This is a genomic window from Bacillus sp. UNCCL81 (assembly GCF_900112535.1).
GTDB lineage: Bacteria > Bacillota > Bacilli > Bacillales > Bacillaceae_G > Gottfriedia > Gottfriedia luciferensis_B.
The window spans coordinates 172,359-188,043 of the sequence record NZ_FOMF01000005.1 but is presented as its reverse complement, the minus strand read 5'-3'; the positions used below and the strand labels follow the sequence as shown (position 1 = coordinate 188,043).

Here is a 15,685-nt window from a genome sequence, read left to right as displayed (position 1 = left end):
TCCCTAAAATGTTCTTTAACTAGTAATGATTTAATTCTATACACTTAGTTTCCCACATTTTGAAATCATTCATACTCGCTGTAATAATAATAGAAGAAAAAAGCACAGTTCCTTCTACTTAAGAATTCACTGTGCTCTTTCGAAATACTTAATGAACTAATTTTACTTGTAACTCATCAATTAGACTCAAAATCTCTGAACACATTTTATCCATACAGTAATTTTCCTTCACAAATTCAACTAGTTCTTTCCTAGAACTTTTTCTACTATCCGCGATGTACTGCGCTGCTTGATCGAGTGATTCAAAAATATACTCATCAGGGAATATCGTTCGAGCTCCTTCACGATTTAATACAATTGGCACAGCACAAGAAGCCATCCCTTCAACGGGTGCTAAGTGAAAACTTTCATAATCGCTAACTGATAAGACATAACCAATCGACTCAAGCCATTCCGCTGAATCTCCCCACTCTTCAAACTGAACTTGATTACGATAGTGGGATTTCTCAATTTTTCTAAATAAACTTGTATAATAATCCTGCTCTTGTTGATTATTCCAGACCCACGGAAACTCTTTCGGATGCTTTCCTTTTATCGAAAGAGTATATCGGTTGTCTTTTTCGTATAACTTTTCAAATATCTCAAGCGCTCGATCTAATCGTTTTAACTTCGGTACATAACCAAGTAATCCAATTCGAAAATCCGCATCATATTGCTTAGGTAAATGGAATCGATCTACATCAACACCATTTTGAATGACAATCATCTTTTCTCTAGGAATTTTTGCAACTCGATGGAATTCCTCAAATATATAAGAAGAAATCGCAATAATCTTATCAATTTTCGTGAAATCAAATTTTTCCGGGAAAGGCGTATTCATTTCAAAACGATGCATTCTAACAATCAATAGTTGATGATCTTTTTTATGCTCCTGATACCAAAGTACATTTCCAAGTCCCCACTCGCAAAAAAGAACATCCGCCCAATTAACGATTTCCAAACTTTTGCCAACTTGATGAATTGTATGGCCTTCCCATAAATCTATTTTTATTTCAATGTCACTTCTAGCTTCAAACCTCTTAATCGCTTCGTTAATAAATTTCAAATCATGCCCTATAACCGCCAGTTTCATAAAAACAGCTCCTTATACTAAAATACTCTCAATTTTGTCTCGGCTAATGGCTTGTTCATAGGCATCTCGATAAAAATTAAACTCATCAATTTCAAAAAATTGAACGCCAGCTTTTGAGAAATGGCCAATTGTTGATTTGTTGTCTAAAAGACTGATAAATTCACTTGGACGAATAAATCTTGTCGCCTTTTTACAAATCAATGCTTCATCAATATGGCAATCATTTACATAGTTATAGCTATTTCCATTGCCTTTTGCAATAATCGTATCATTCGTATATTTGGTAGCTAACATCATGTCTCTTAAATAATTTTCTCCATAATAATGATCTAGATTAATTGGAGCAATATAATTCGAATCAACAAGATCATTCAAACTAAAATAATGATGGCAGTAGTCAATAAGGTAAGTTTTTATATCTCCGTGATTGTTTTGATTAAAAATGTCTAAATAGCCATCAAATAAATCGAGTAAGATTACTAGCTTTTTTTGTTTAATTCCTTGTCTATTGTAAATCGCGATTAACTTTTCATAATCAGCTTTACTTCTAACGATCCCTACTAACGTAGCACTTTCTGCATATTTCTCATATGGCAGATTGATAATATTTAATAAATCTTCCACTCGATTCGTATAAGTGTGTTCTTCTAATACTTTTCGCAATGTGAGTAAACGATTTTTCTTATAGAAGGTCTCATCTGCATAATAGTTTGAAAGTCGTTGCTTCATCAGTTTTTCATCATCTGTAGCCGTTACAATGTCTCCAAACATTCTATGAATCCCCTCTGAATGAGAGCTAATGATTGGGGTATTGCTTGCTAACAACTCAAATACTCTCCGGGCAAACATTGTCGGAGATTTCGTAATACTATTTACGTTTAGTGCTACTTTATATCCTTTATAGGCAATATCGATTTCATTTTGTTTTAAGTTTCCAACAATAAATGGCTTATACTCATCTGGAAATTGATTAGGACTTGATGGATTATGATAGTTTCGGTCATAAATATCTAGTCCATATTCCTTCGAAGAATTTACTAGCTTCTCCATAGCACTCGTACGCTCGGGAAACTTTTTACCGTAATATGCTCCAGCGAAAACTACTTTCTCTTTACGTGGAATATATTCAATTGGATTGTGAATTTTTGGTTGAGCTGCAAAAGGTAAGCAATAAACATTTTCGCAGCCTTCTGCTACATAGTTCTGTACTGATTCAAAATCAGTCGTGAACACATAGTCAAAATGCTTAGCAGTATCGATAAAAGCTTGGTAATGGAACGGATCTTCTTTATTCCAAAAAACGGTGGGGATATAGTGTTCTTTACACCAATAAACTAGTTTTAATAGCTTAGTGTGATTTCTGTGATTTTTCGTACCGATCTTATCCTTCCAAGCTCCTTCGTTTCCAAGCCATGCAGACTCACAAAAGAAGAAATCGATTCGATGCTTTTTGAACTCATCTAACCAATTCTCAGGAGTAACTTTTACAAGTTGAAATTCATAATCGAAGCATCGTGTTGTAAATTCGTCCGCAATAAACCCAACTCGAAAGTCCTTAATTTCTTTCTTTTGTTTAATTAAATGAATATTTTCGCTTTCATTCTTTTTATATGAACCCATTAATTTAGCATGGAATAAATGAAGCGTTGCAGCACCTGTCATGTAAATCGAAAAAGAAACCGATTGAATCCCTTTTTGACTAAATTCAGATAGATCAATTACCTCGTCTATCTGAAAACTTAATGTACTTGAGTTGTTTTCGTAATCTACTAGTCGTAACTCACAAACAACCTCACTTTTACCGCTGACAAAGCCTGTGATCGCAAATCTAGTAAATAATTTACTTCTACCTTCATTAAAAAGTAAATTCCTTAATTTTGTTTCATCTATATAATCAATGACAGCAGTCTGCCTAACTAGTTTATTATTAAATAGAACTTCCTTTTCCTTCTGAAATTTTTGAACTCCCTTACTAACTATAAAATCATCCGCTGAAAAAGAAAGTAACTCATGGTTTCTAAAATAGAAGGGTTCATCCACATTCATTAATTTTTGCAGCATCATTTTTGTATCATACTTTTCATTACGTAATCGAGTAATTTGTTTTTCTATTGATTCTTTTAGCATGAATGTCCCCTCATTTTCTTTTTAAATACTTCAACAACTTCCAATACTTCCTTGCCAATTTTCCAAACTTTGAGTTCCTAAACGTTTCATAATTTAATTGCAGCTTTTGATATTCCTCCTGCAATTTTTCGTATTCATACGAACCAAATGACTGTTTTACTTCGTTTACAAGAACATAATCATCGAGCCCCATCATAAACTCCTCATGCTCTACAATTAAATCCAACTGCCGAAATAATTGCTCTTCCATTCTTTTTTCCAATTCCATTACCTTATCAGAGAGGAACTGATTTTGTTTCATTAACAATTCATTTTGTCGTTCAAGATTCGCATCGAAATCCTCATTCGAAACCTCTATTAAATTTGGTTTAAAATTTACAGTTGTTGAATCTACATGACTACTATTCAATAATTCACTATTCTTCATTTCAAACCTCCAGAACAATAAGATAAACACCGTAAGTAAGACGTGTTTATTAAAAAAAGAAAATTTTATTAATTAAAGATTAACGATTTTTTGTGAATTTACATGAGTATCCATGTTAAAAGTATGTAAAAAGTATAATGATAAGATTTTCTAAATTAGTAGTGCATCAGAATGTTTTAAAATATAAAAAATCCCCAACTGTATTGTTCTTTTTCCAATGGTAAGAGAATGCAATCACCGAAGTGTAGCTTCTTGTAATATATGATTCTTAGAAAATAATCTTAAATTCTAGTTAACATTCATTTAGGTAATTATTAAAAAAACTATTGTCTTGTTTAATAATAATAATCATAATGTTAATGTTAATATCTGTTAGCGTTTCGTAAATTTTTTTACGAATTCAAAAAATATTTTAATTAAATGGGATGGGCGGCTTTATGCTAAAAAAAATTGAATACTTAAAAGATGGAATTAGACTTTACATAGAAGATACAAACGGGGTTTTAAATGAATCCTCCTCATTAGTCTTAAAACAGAGGCCAAATAAACATATGAAAGTAAGTAGTGAAATATTGCAAAGCTTAAACAAAAAGATTGATAATCAATATATAGTAGATATTAACTTTTCTGATATAAAAAATATCAAATTATATCCAATCGAGATTTTTGATTTATATTTAGCTAAAGATGCTGAATTATTACCATTAGAAATTAATCGTAATCTTGAAATGCCAACTAAATATATGAGCTCAAAACTTCTAAACATTTATTATGTAAAGACATATATAACAAGTGATAATCGTATTGCTCTTTACTTAACACAAGATAAATTACATTTTAATCTAGTTAAAGCAGATTGTTATGAAGATTTTGTCCAACTTTCTATTACTAATCAAAAACAATTCAATCAAATCAAAACCGAACTAGCGATTAATACTCATTCATATAGTACACATATTGGAAATAACAATGAAATTTTGTGTTCAACCTTTAATGTATTTGATTTATTAAATAGCTATCCTGAATCTACCGACTTAGAACTTTTTGTACAAATTACATTAAACAAAAATATTATAGTTTTAATTAACTTATTAACTGAGAATGAAGCTAATCATCAAACTAAACATTTTTCTCTTTTATTAAATAAGAACATTATTTCTATAAAAAGCAATGAAAAGAAATTAAAAATCGCTGCATTCGGATCTTGTGTTACACGAGATAATTTTAATAGTAAATTTAACTTAAATTATAGAAATCATTTTGAAGTACTTCGCTATCAAAATCAATCGTCAATCATTAGTTTAATGAGTAATCCGATTCCATATAATAGAGAGAAAATTGACAACTTAAATGAATATGAGCAAAATGATGTTTTCGATGACTTAGAAAAGAACTTTTTAAATGATTTAATCAGTAAGCAGCCTGAAGCTCTCATTCTTGATTTCTTTGGGGATGTATATTTTGGTTGTTTAAAGACGAATAGTTCATATATTACTAATAATCGTTGGAAAATCACTAAAACATCATTTTATAGAGAATTAAACGAAGTCAATACATTTAATTTGAATACTAACCTTAGCGAATATTTTACACTTTGGAAGCAAACAATTGATCAATTTTTACAAATTATTAATAGAGAACTTCCGAATTGTAAAATAATACTTCACAAAGCTAGATTTACTGGTATGTACTATGATAAGGACCATAGCATTAAGAAAATTATTTCTAACACTGATATCGATTTATTAAATGCCTTTTGGGACCAATTGGATGACTACGTGGTTTCAAATTACGAGGTTTCAACAATAAATGTAAAACAAAACTATATTTCTATTGCAGATCATGCTTGGGGTATTTTCCACTTGCATTTTGAACCAAATTATTATAAGAATTTTATTGCTCAATTAATAAAATTAACGAAATAAAAAAAGAGGGTGATATTCAATCACCCTCTTTTTGATTTATTTAATGTTCTTCTTAGTTTTGAAATTGTGATAAGACGTTTCAATTGCTTCAAATATTCTCTTTGAATTATTTGTGTCTTTATATTTAAATATTTTTCTCGAATTTTGTTGATATACTTGATCTGCTGTAAAATCCCTATTTGAGATTTTAATGATTTCATCAAGCAACTTTTCTTCATTATTAACTATAATTCCTAGATCACTATATTTAATTTGTTCAGTAGGTGCATGATGATTTTTATGTGGATCAAATTGATAAAATACTACTGGTTTATTCATATAAAAGAAATCACTTGAAACTGATGAGTAATCAGTCAATAATAACTTCGATTCTTTTAGTAGATCTGAAACTTTGGCATCTTTTTTTAATAAGAATTCAATATTTGGATGTTCTACAATAAAGTTTTCCAAGAACCGTTGCATCTGATGATGAATATAGAATTTAACCTGAATATTTTCCTTACTAATAAAATCTTGAAACTTTTTATTTGATATTAACTTTTTATACGTCTTAAAGTATTCCGAATTAGAGAATTGTTTTTTATTTATTTTAAATAAATGACGTCTCCAAGTTGGCATAATTAATATTTGTCTTTTCGTAATCGCATCATGTAAATTATCAAATCTAGCTAAACCGGTTACTTCAACTTCATCGCTTGGATAGTTTAGAGTTTCCATAATAATTTCTTTTTCAAATTCTGAACTAGCTATAATTAAATTTTGTTGATACTTTTTCTTGGATAAATACGGAGAAATATTATGAATAATAACGCCATGCTGGATACATACTTGAAACTTGTTCTTTAATTGCTCTCTAAATCTTGAGGTGAAATATTTTGAAGGATTTGGAAAACCACTTTCACTAAATGTCCAAGCACTAACATATACATCCGCTAATAGTGTGTAAATTTTATGTTTAAAGGAAGAGTGATGAATAATATTTCCTAATTTAGCTACTTTATCATAATGCGGAGAATTTTTTTCAATTATATAATAGATTTTCCTATTTGGATATTGCTCTCTACAATACTTAAAAAAGAAATATCCATTATCTTCAGCTTGATCGGCTCTTTCACAAACTAACCAAACCACTTTATTTAAATATAGAAGTTTATAGAAAGATACAATTAGAAGTAATAAATATTTAAATATTAATCCTTTTACTTTGCGCATTGCAGGTTTTACTATACGTAATGGTTTCGTCATTTTCCATGTTAAGTCTTCACTGGGATCGCCTGGATGCTTCTCTAAATAGTTACTATATTTATTAGCCGTATGATATTGGTATCTCTTACTCCGGAACAACTTCATATAACTAATGGCTTCAGTATATTTGTTCATGTTTAAGATTGCAAAAAATCCTTTATAGCCTTCTAGTTTTATATTCTTTAAGGTTTCAGGTAAATTTACTTCTTTTATTATTAATTGTAATAGTTCTAATAATTGAATTTGAATCTCTTCATCTATTTCATCGACAAATATCTTTTTATCAACTAAAAATATTAGTTGCTTAATTAATATACTATATGCAAATTTTTGAAGATCTTTATCGGATTCTTCTCTTATTTTTACAAACAAATAGTTAATTTCTTGAAATTGATTATGAATATACTCGTCATTAATCTCAGTATTTTTAATTGCTAATACATCATTCGTTCCAATATTTTTATTTGTAAAATATTGCCTTAATTGAAAATACTTTAATTCAAAATAATTAAACTCTTGAATTTTATTTTTTACAAAATAGTCCTTTAAGGTAATAGTTCTCATTAAATTCATACTCATTAGATCTGAATAAGTAAAATCATTCATATTTACTGGCTTCACTTCTAATTTTTTTGTATTTTCAGTAGGAAAAATGCAATCATATTTACCAGAATCAGCTATTCTTAAAAGTACTTCTAATAACTGCTTATTTATTTTAGTTTTTCGATCATAAATGAAGACATATTTGCCATTTAGGTCATTTGGCTTCAATTTTGTATTTATTACACTTAGGTCATTAAACTGATGAGTTAATGTTTTCTCAGTCTCTTCATTCAGTACTTCATTTTCAGTATTAAAAAGGATTAATTCAATTTGATTTTGTTTAATACTTTGAACCTTAACTGAATTAATACAATCAAGAGTTTGATTGATTTCCTCTTTTACGAATGGAATTATGATGCTAATTTGCAACTTACGACACCCTCTTCACAAGTCTGATAACTTTTCTTAATGGACTGGTCACTTTCCAAAAATTACTATTTCTTATTTTTGATGACTTTTTATAATCTTTCTCTAGTTCTTTGCTTATTTTAAACCACCATCTTCTAGAAATTAATAAAAGATTATAATCTAAAGCTTCCACGATATGACCAGAGCTAATTAAACTAATAATTGGTTCCTCTACTTCCATATATTCCTTAGTTATATCTGAATCATATCCTACCGCTACATCTTTTATTAAATTTAATAGATAATGTTGTTGATCTTTTGTTAACTTCTTAAAATCCGCATCTCCAATTTTCCAAAAAATAGATCTAAACACATTTATTTGAAAATATTTAAATTCTTTTTGTGTAAGTAAAGGTTTAATAATTAAAGCCGATTTTACATCGTTTTCTACAGTACTAATAATATCTCTTTGTGTTAGAGATAAATTTTTCTCATCATTTCTTGCTCGATATAAATAAATTACTTCAGGAATATAACTGAACTTTTTGGCTTTAGAGAATAATTGAATGTCATAATATTTGTCTTCACCATTTTTCATACCTTCAATAAAATTTATTTTATTTTTTAATAAAAACTCAGTTTTAACTAACTTTAAAATAATTGCTGTTTTAACTTGATAGAAAAATGGAACATTATCAATATTTACATCTATATATTTCTTTTGTAATTGGTATTGCTTAAATGTAACGTGTTCATGCCTACGTTTAGTTTCATCATCAAAACTTTGCATCTTACCCATTACAAAATCAGACTCACTATTTTCAATTACGTTAATTAATCTTTCATATGCATCCGCAGGTACAATGTCATCCGGGTCTAAAAAGATTGTATACTTACCTGTGGCATTTTCTATTCCAACATTCCTTGGTTTACCTGGAGCACCAGAATTCTCTGTGAAATGAATTACTTTAAATTTTTCATATTTCGCAGCATATTCATCAATAATGATAGGGGTACGATCTGTAGAGCTATCGTTCACCATAATTACTTCTAAATTTTCATAACCAATCGTTTGGTTTAATAATGAATTTAAGCATTCATGAATATAATTTTCGACATTATAAATAGGTAAAATTACCGAGATTAACGGTTGATTCATCCCTTATCCTCCTTGAATTAAAATTTAATTTCTCATTAAAATAAGCAGTTTTTTTTAATCAGTTTTTAATGATATAACTAGTAATCTACGACATTATATTTTTCTGAAAAAACATAACATTAAGAATTATATTTGAGCATAAAAAAATTGTAAATTTCGCATAAAAAAAAACTTACAATTTTGTAATAGAATTGTCATTTATTGATATAAAATGTATTATAACATAAAAAAATGTTACTTATAAACGGTAAATAAAATTATAGTTAGAAAATGATTAAAAGAATCTTATTTAGGGATATTTACCAAAACATTAGAAAAAAATTGGAATTAACTAAGCTATTAGTTCTAGTTAAAATTACTCATAAACCACATATATAAAGAAGCCTAAATTACTATACTCTGAAATAAAAAAAGACGTTTTCAAATGAAAAGAAAACGTCTAAATTACTCTTATTATTTATAATGAAATTTCCTCATCAAGTTCATTTCTATTTATTTACCATATTGTTTTTCAAAATACTGTTTATACTCACCTGAAACAATCATTTCCCACCATTCCTTATTATCTACATACCATTGAACAGTTTGAACAATACCGGTATCAAAATTATAAGTTGGTTTCCAGCCTAGTCTTTCTAGTTTACTTGGATCAATCGCATATCTTTTGTCATGACCTAAGCGATCTTGTACAAATTGGATTAATTCTTCAGATTTTCCAAGAGTAGATATGATTGTTTTAACAACCTCTAAATTTGTCCGTTCATTATGGCCACCTACATTGTAAACTTCTCCATTTTCTCCTTTATGCATTACTAGATCAATAGCTGAGCAATGATCAAGAACATGTAACCAGTCACGAATATTTTCACCAGTACCATAAACAGGAACTTTTTGGTCATTTAGAACTCGTGAAATTGTTAATGGAATTAACTTCTCTGGAAAGTGATAGGGTCCGTAATTATTTGAACAACGTGTGATATTCATAGGAAAGCCATATGTTTCATGATAGGCACGAACTAGTAAATCAGATGATGCTTTACTTGCAGAGTAAGGGCTATTCGGTTGTAGAGGTGTATCTTCTGTAAAAAAGGTTGTAGGGTCAAAATCTAGATCACCGTACACTTCATCTGTAGATACATGTACAAATTTTTTAACGTTTATCGCTTTTGAAGCATCTAGTAAAACTTGAGTTCCTAAAACATTTGTTGTCACGAATATACCTGGGTCTGTAATTGAGCGATCAACATGACTTTCTGCTGCGAAGTGGATGACATAGTCGAACTTTTCTTTTTTAAATAATGTCATGATTTCTTCACGGTTTGAAATATCAATTTTGATAAAATGATATTTTTCATTTTGTTCGATGTTTTTATGCTTTGTTAAGTCACCTGCATAGGTTAATGCATCTAGATTATATATTGAATAGGATGGGTATTTATTGATCATGTATTGAACAAAGTTTCCACCGATAAATCCGGCACCGCCAGTAACAGCTACTTTCATGTTTTACTGTACCTCGTCTCTTTTATTTAATTGAACTAAATATCTAGCTAATGCGTCTTGCCATGAAGGTAAGGATTGAAAGCCATTCTCTACTAGCTTTTGTTTTGATAATCTCGAATTTTTCGGTCTAGCTGCTCGAGTAGGGTAATCTTCGGATGCAATCGATTTTACGAAAGTTTTACTATTGGTTTGTTTAAAGATTTCTTTTGCAAAACCAGCCCAACTAGTATAGCCATCATTAGTTGCGTGATAGATTCCATATTTATCAGTTTTAATTAAATCTACTATTAATCTAGCTAAATCAACTGTATAGGTTGGAGAACCGATTTGATCTCCGACTATATTTAATTCATCTCTAGTTTCTGATAACCTTATCATTGTTTTAATAAAATTATTCCCATTAACCCCAAATACCCACGAAATGCGGATGATAAAATAGTTTTCGATTAATGATTGAACAACTTTTTCGCCTTCGTACTTTGTTAATCCATAATAACCGATTGGATCCGGTTGGTCATCTTCATTAAAAGGACGTTCACCTTTCCCATTAAATACATAGTCCGTACTAATATAAATGAACTTTGAATGATGATTTTTCGCAGCTTCAACTAAATATCTCGTTCCTTCAACATTTACATTCCAGCAATTCTCTTTATCATCTTCAGCTTTGTCTACCGCTGTATAGGCAGCACAGTGGATAATAACATCTGGTTCATATGAATCTATAATAGAAGAAACAGCTTCCTTTTCAGTAATATTCAGTTCTTTTCGACTGACTCCTTTTACAACTAATCCATGTTGTTCACATGCCCAAACGACATCATAGCCTAATTGCCCACCGTAACCAGTTACTAAAACCTTCATATATATTACTCCTTATAGAAAAAATTATTTTCAGCATCCTTTAATAATGGTGCGATTTTGTCTTTTGCGGATAATAATGGAGAAATATTATTTGGCCATTTCACCTGAATTACAGGGTCATTCCAAACAATGCCACGATCACATTCAGGTGAATATAGCTCATCAACTTTATATTGGACTTCCACATCATCTGTTAAAGTCATAAAACCGTGAGCAAACCCTTTTGGAATCAATAATTGTTTTTTATTTTCGGCACTTAACTCAATACCGAACCATTTTCCATATGTTGGACTCCCTTTCCGAATATCGACAGCCACATCAAATATGGAACCCCTTGTACAACGAACTAATTTCGTTTGTGCTTTTGGAGACAACTGATAATGTAACCCACGCAATGTTCCCTTCAATGCAGAAAATGATTGATTATCTTGAACAAAATTTAAATCCAATCCATAATCCTTCATTTTAGAATCATTATATGTTTCCATAAACCAACCACGGTGATCACCAAAAACAGTCGGTTCAATAACTACAATTCCTTTTATAAAAGTTTCTGTAATTTTCATTGATAATGACTCCTTAAGCTAATATTTAATCTCTCCATTTGCAACTTTTCGTAAATAGTTACCATAACTTGTTTTACTAAGCGATTCGCTTAAATGTAATAATTGTTCTTTGTTAATCCACCCATTAATATAAGCGACCTCTTCTGGAGCAGATATTTTAATTCCTTGATGCTCTTCTATTGTTTTGACAAAATTTGTTGCCGATACTAAACTTTCATGTGTTCCAGTATCTAACCACGTATAACCGCGACCAAGTAACTCCACTTCTAAATCACTCAAATTTAAATAAGCTTCATTTACAGAAGTAATCTCCAACTCACCACGATTGGATGGTTTTACGTTTTTAGCAATTTCAATGACACGATTATCATAAAAATACAATCCAGTTACTGCATAATTTGATTTCGGAGCCACTGGCTTTTCTTCAATACTCAAAACCTTCCCAGACTCATCAAATTCTACAACTCCAAATCGCTCAGGATCCTGTACATGATAACCGAACACTGTTGCACCTTTTTCCTTCATCGCCGCTTTCTTTAAAATACTTCGCAACCCGCTGCCATAATAAATATTGTCACCTAATATCATCGCAACAGAATCGTTTCCTATAAACTCTTCACCAATAATAAACGCTTGAGCCAACCCATCCGGACTAGGTTGTACTTTATATTTCAACGAAACTCCAAACTGAGAACCATCACCTAATAACGCCTCAAAACGTGGCAAATCCTCTGGAGTCGATATAATTAAAATCTCTCTAATACCTGCCAGCATTAAAGTAGATAACGGATAATAAATCATTGGTTTATCATACACAGGCAATAGCTGCTTACTAGTCACCATCGTTAATGGATAAAGTCGAGTACCACTACCACCTGCAAGTATAATCCCTTTTATCGCAAAGACCTCCTAAACATTTAGGAATATATATATTATTATGATGGTAGTTAAAGGGTTGTGTAGGTTAAATTCTTAGGGGATTTGAATGAAATGGTGAATTCAGTTGAAATCTTCGTAGAGGGAAAGTAGGTTCCTAGGGGTAAAAAAGACATAAAAAAAGAACCACCGTTAAAAAGTCATCTTTTAACGGTGGTTCTAGAATAAGTAATAAAAATTATTTTGTTTCCACTGGTAGTTCTAAATGCTGACGAAGATCCTTTGATATATTATCTTGCTCTTCTTTCGCTACAAGCACATACCAGATTCCATCAATCTTCTTACTGTCACCTTTAACTTGGATTTCAGTAATATTCTTTGCAGCTACACGATAATCTTTTTGAATTGAAATCATGTCGTTTAAACTGATATTCGTCACTACATTTTTTTGAATAGCTTGTAATACAGATTGATAGTTTGTTAAAGAAGAAATCGTTGCTCCTTTTTTTACTACTGCTTCAATAACTTGTCTTTGTCGAAGTTGACGTCCAAAGTCACCTCGTGTGTCTAATTTACGCATGCGAGAAAACACTAAAGCATCGTCACCATTTAGATGGATATTCCCTTTTGTGAAATGGATACCTTGATCAGTAAAGTCTAAGTCATTATTCACATCAACTCCACCAACTGCTTCAACGATGTCTTTAAAGCCTTCCATATTTACTTCAAGATAATAATCAATAGGAATGTTCAAGAAATTTTCAACTGTATCAACGGACATTTGGATTCCACCAAATGCATATGCATGGTTAATTTTATCTACTTTGCCTTTTCCGACTATCTCTGTTCTTGTATCTCGTGGAATGCTGACCATTTTTGTTGTATTTGTATTCGGATTAACCGTCAATACAATAATAGAATCAGAACGACCTTTATCACCAGGGCGATGATCCACACCTAATAGTAAAATGGAGAAAGGTTCTTTCTTTTCAACACTTACTTCTTCTTTTCGTTTATCTGTTTTCTTTATGTCTTTATAGATTGCGTCTGTTGTTTTATTTACATTGTGATAGATTGAATATGCATAACCGCCTATTCCTAAACCGATGACAACTAGTACACTTAATACAAAAAATAGTACTTTTTTTGGTGTGGACATTTTTTTAGTTGAGTGTTTTTCTGTTCTGGACAAGAATTTTCTCCTTTAATTATGAACTTAAATTTTTAAGATATTAGGATTACTAATTTCTATCCTACAAGATCAAACAATTTTTTACATTTTTTGTTAATTAATTTTCACTTAAGGCTAAATAAAAAACTTAAACGACCACTGATTGGGTTCAACTACAAATACTTCAAGACTTGCAATCTCATTTGGTGGGGCTCATACAAGTACTTAATGAAACAGTCAGTTATTAAGTATTATTTTCTTTAATTCTTTTAACTCACCTGTAACGACTAACCCTAAAATAAAAACTAATAGATAGATAAATAATTTTATAACAAAACTTAAATATATATTATTGATGTGGAAGTAGGAAAATATAAAAAATACTGCAATCATTACTAGAGAAATAAGAAACGGCTTATATAACACTTTATAAAATTCCCTCATTTTTGATTCAAATAATACTCTCATTAGTAAGTAATTCGCTTGTATAAAGTTTACTAAAAATGAAATAACAAGTACAAGTGCTACATACTCTATTCTTCCTGAAATAATACCAGCAATAATACTTGAAACATTTAATATAGAAGAGAATATACCCGCTTTTAACAGCAAATCTGTTCGATTAGCAGATTGGAAAATTGCTCCTGTACTACTTAATATGATTTGTATCCAAATAGAAACTCCTAATACTTTAAACGTTCCTACGCTACCTGCCCATTGATTTCCAAACATAATATAGATAATTTCATTGGCTGAGAAAAATAGGAATACAGTTAAAGGCATACCTATTGTTCCAAGTATTTTACTTATTTTTAAATAAACATTTTTAATTACACTTCTATCATTCTGATAATCTGACATAATTGGCTGAATTACTGGTCCAATAACGCTTGTCAGCAACTGATTTGGGTAAAGTGATAGCTGGTAAGCTTTATCATAATAAGCTAAAGCATTTGGTGATATAATTTTACCAATTAATATATTATCTAAGTTTCTTGAAAAATAATTTATAAAACTAAACATAAATTGATTACGTGAAAACTCATAGATTGATTTTAGTGGCGTAAGAGAAATTTTAAGTGGTACCTTTACCTCTACTTTATTATAAAATACGAAAAATACTATGACATTTTTTATGATGTAACTAAATAATAATGAGTAATAACTAAAATGATTTATTGCCATAATAATCGCTGCAACACCTGAAATAGCATTTGCAATGACAATCGTCATATTTACTTCAAAAAAATCTTTATTCTTTAGCATAAGAGATTGTGGAATAACAATAATTCCTGTTGTAAAAATACTGATAGCAAGTACCGAACATACCTTTGTATAAACAGGATTATGGTAAAATATACTAATTGGTTTAGCTAGGATCAGAAATAAAATACCTAAACACAAAGATAATAATAAGGAGAAACTAAAAATAGAATTTATATCTTTTTTCTCTAGTGATTTATTTTGAATTACTGCCGGACCAATTCCCACATCCGTTAGCATTGTAAAAAATATTAGAAATACATTTACTACAGCAACCACGCCATATTCAAGTGGTGTTAAAATTCGGGATAATACTGCTGTCACACCTAGCTGAATTAAGACATTCGAATATTTTCCTATGGCACTAAATAAAATTCCTTTTTTAAACTCTGACTGAATTTTCATAAACTTATTCCTTTTTTAATTACAAACCTACTTTTAAAAAGACTAACAAAATTATAAACACTGTTAATAAA

General features: G+C 30.0%; 12 protein-coding genes. 1 reads left to right on the top strand and 11 read right to left on the bottom strand.

Annotation, left to right across the window (positions count from 1 at the left end; translation table 11 throughout):
• Positions 1 to 148: 148 nt before the first annotated feature.
• The 3 genes from BM319_RS12870 to BM319_RS12860 are packed head-to-tail and all read right to left on the bottom strand — an operon-like array spanning position 149 to position 3,686.
• The gene (locus tag BM319_RS12870) at positions 149 to 1,132 is read right to left on the bottom strand and encodes a glycosyltransferase (RefSeq protein WP_091023004.1); all 984 of its coding nucleotides are present in this window, start codon (positions 1,130 to 1,132) and stop codon (positions 149 to 151) included.
• Positions 1,133 to 1,144: 12 nt separating this feature from the next.
• On the bottom strand, positions 1,145 to 3,259 hold the full coding sequence (locus BM319_RS12865; protein ID WP_091023002.1) for a CgeB family protein: 2,115 nt from the start codon (positions 3,257 to 3,259) through the stop codon (positions 1,145 to 1,147).
• Positions 3,260 to 3,269: 10 nt separating this feature from the next.
• A complete protein-coding gene (locus BM319_RS12860; RefSeq protein ID WP_069035416.1) occupies positions 3,270 to 3,686 on the bottom strand; it encodes a hypothetical protein in 417 nt (138 codons plus the stop codon).
• 437 nt (positions 3,687 to 4,123) lie between these two features.
• Between BM319_RS12860 and BM319_RS12855 the strand changes: the two genes are divergently transcribed.
• Entirely contained in the window at positions 4,124 to 5,611 is a 1,488-nt protein-coding gene (locus BM319_RS12855; RefSeq protein WP_091023000.1) for a DUF6270 domain-containing protein, read from the top strand.
• A gap of 36 nt (positions 5,612 to 5,647) precedes the next feature.
• On the opposite strand, the gene BM319_RS12850 is transcribed toward BM319_RS12855, so the two are convergent.
• The 8 genes from BM319_RS12850 to BM319_RS12815 all read right to left on the bottom strand — a co-directional run bounded on the left by BM319_RS12850 (position 5,648) and on the right by BM319_RS12815 (position 15,614).
• Positions 5,648 to 7,828 carry a CDP-glycerol glycerophosphotransferase family protein gene (locus tag BM319_RS12850; protein ID WP_091022997.1) on the bottom strand — a complete coding sequence of 727 codons (2,181 nt, stop codon included), beginning with the start codon at positions 7,826 to 7,828 and terminating at the stop codon, positions 5,648 to 5,650.
• A 1-nt stretch (position 7,829) separates the two neighbouring features.
• Entirely contained in the window at positions 7,830 to 8,966 is a 1,137-nt protein-coding gene (locus BM319_RS12845; RefSeq protein ID WP_091022995.1) for a glycosyltransferase family 2 protein, read from the bottom strand.
• A gap of 492 nt (positions 8,967 to 9,458) precedes the next feature.
• Positions 9,459 to 10,469, bottom strand: coding sequence for a dTDP-glucose 4,6-dehydratase (rfbB, locus tag BM319_RS12840; protein ID WP_091022992.1), 1,011 nt, complete (start codon positions 10,467 to 10,469; stop codon positions 9,459 to 9,461).
• Positions 10,470 to 10,472: 3 nt separating this feature from the next.
• A complete protein-coding gene (gene rfbD, locus BM319_RS12835; RefSeq protein ID WP_091022990.1) occupies positions 10,473 to 11,333 on the bottom strand; it encodes a dTDP-4-dehydrorhamnose reductase in 861 nt (286 codons plus the stop codon).
• A gap of 5 nt (positions 11,334 to 11,338) precedes the next feature.
• Complete coding sequence (gene rfbC / locus BM319_RS12830; RefSeq protein ID WP_091022988.1) at positions 11,339 to 11,899, bottom strand: dTDP-4-dehydrorhamnose 3,5-epimerase; 561 nt, start codon at positions 11,897 to 11,899, stop codon at positions 11,339 to 11,341.
• 18 nt (positions 11,900 to 11,917) lie between these two features.
• Positions 11,918 to 12,796, bottom strand: a complete 879-nt coding sequence (gene rfbA / locus BM319_RS12825) for a glucose-1-phosphate thymidylyltransferase RfbA (RefSeq protein WP_091022986.1) — start codon at positions 12,794 to 12,796, stop codon at positions 11,918 to 11,920.
• A 217-nt stretch (positions 12,797 to 13,013) separates the two neighbouring features.
• The gene (tagU, locus tag BM319_RS12820; protein ID WP_091023231.1) at positions 13,014 to 13,934 is read right to left on the bottom strand and encodes a polyisoprenyl-teichoic acid--peptidoglycan teichoic acid transferase TagU; all 921 of its coding nucleotides are present in this window, start codon (positions 13,932 to 13,934) and stop codon (positions 13,014 to 13,016) included.
• A gap of 249 nt (positions 13,935 to 14,183) precedes the next feature.
• Entirely contained in the window at positions 14,184 to 15,614 is a 1,431-nt protein-coding gene (locus BM319_RS12815) for a lipopolysaccharide biosynthesis protein (RefSeq protein WP_091022984.1), read from the bottom strand.
• Positions 15,615 to 15,685: the final 71 nt, after the last annotated feature.

Bases quoted from the DNA above. Each gene is read 5' to 3' on its own strand.
- BM319_RS12870 (WP_091023004.1), bottom strand. From the start codon at position 1,132: ATGAAACTGGCGGTTATAGGGCATGATTTGAAATTTATTAACGAAGCG.
- BM319_RS12865 (WP_091023002.1), bottom strand. From the start codon at position 3,259: ATGCTAAAAGAATCAATAGAAAAACAAATTACTCGATTACGTAATGAA.
- BM319_RS12860 (WP_069035416.1), bottom strand. From the start codon at position 3,686: ATGAAGAATAGTGAATTATTGAATAGTAGTCATGTAGATTCAACAACT.
- BM319_RS12855 (WP_091023000.1), top strand. From the start codon at position 4,124: ATGCTAAAAAAAATTGAATACTTAAAAGATGGAATTAGACTTTACATA.
- BM319_RS12845 (WP_091022995.1), bottom strand. From the start codon at position 8,966: ATGAATCAACCGTTAATCTCGGTAATTTTACCTATTTATAATGTCGAA.
- rfbB (WP_091022992.1), bottom strand. From the start codon at position 10,469: ATGAAAGTAGCTGTTACTGGCGGTGCCGGATTTATCGGTGGAAACTTT.
- rfbD (WP_091022990.1), bottom strand. From the start codon at position 11,333: ATGAAGGTTTTAGTAACTGGTTACGGTGGGCAATTAGGCTATGATGTC.
- rfbC (WP_091022988.1), bottom strand. From the start codon at position 11,899: ATGAAAATTACAGAAACTTTTATAAAAGGAATTGTAGTTATTGAACCG.
- tagU (WP_091023231.1), bottom strand. From the start codon at position 13,934: ATGTCCACACCAAAAAAAGTACTATTTTTTGTATTAAGTGTACTAGTT.
- BM319_RS12815 (WP_091022984.1), bottom strand. From the start codon at position 15,614: ATGAAAATTCAGTCAGAGTTTAAAAAAGGAATTTTATTTAGTGCCATA.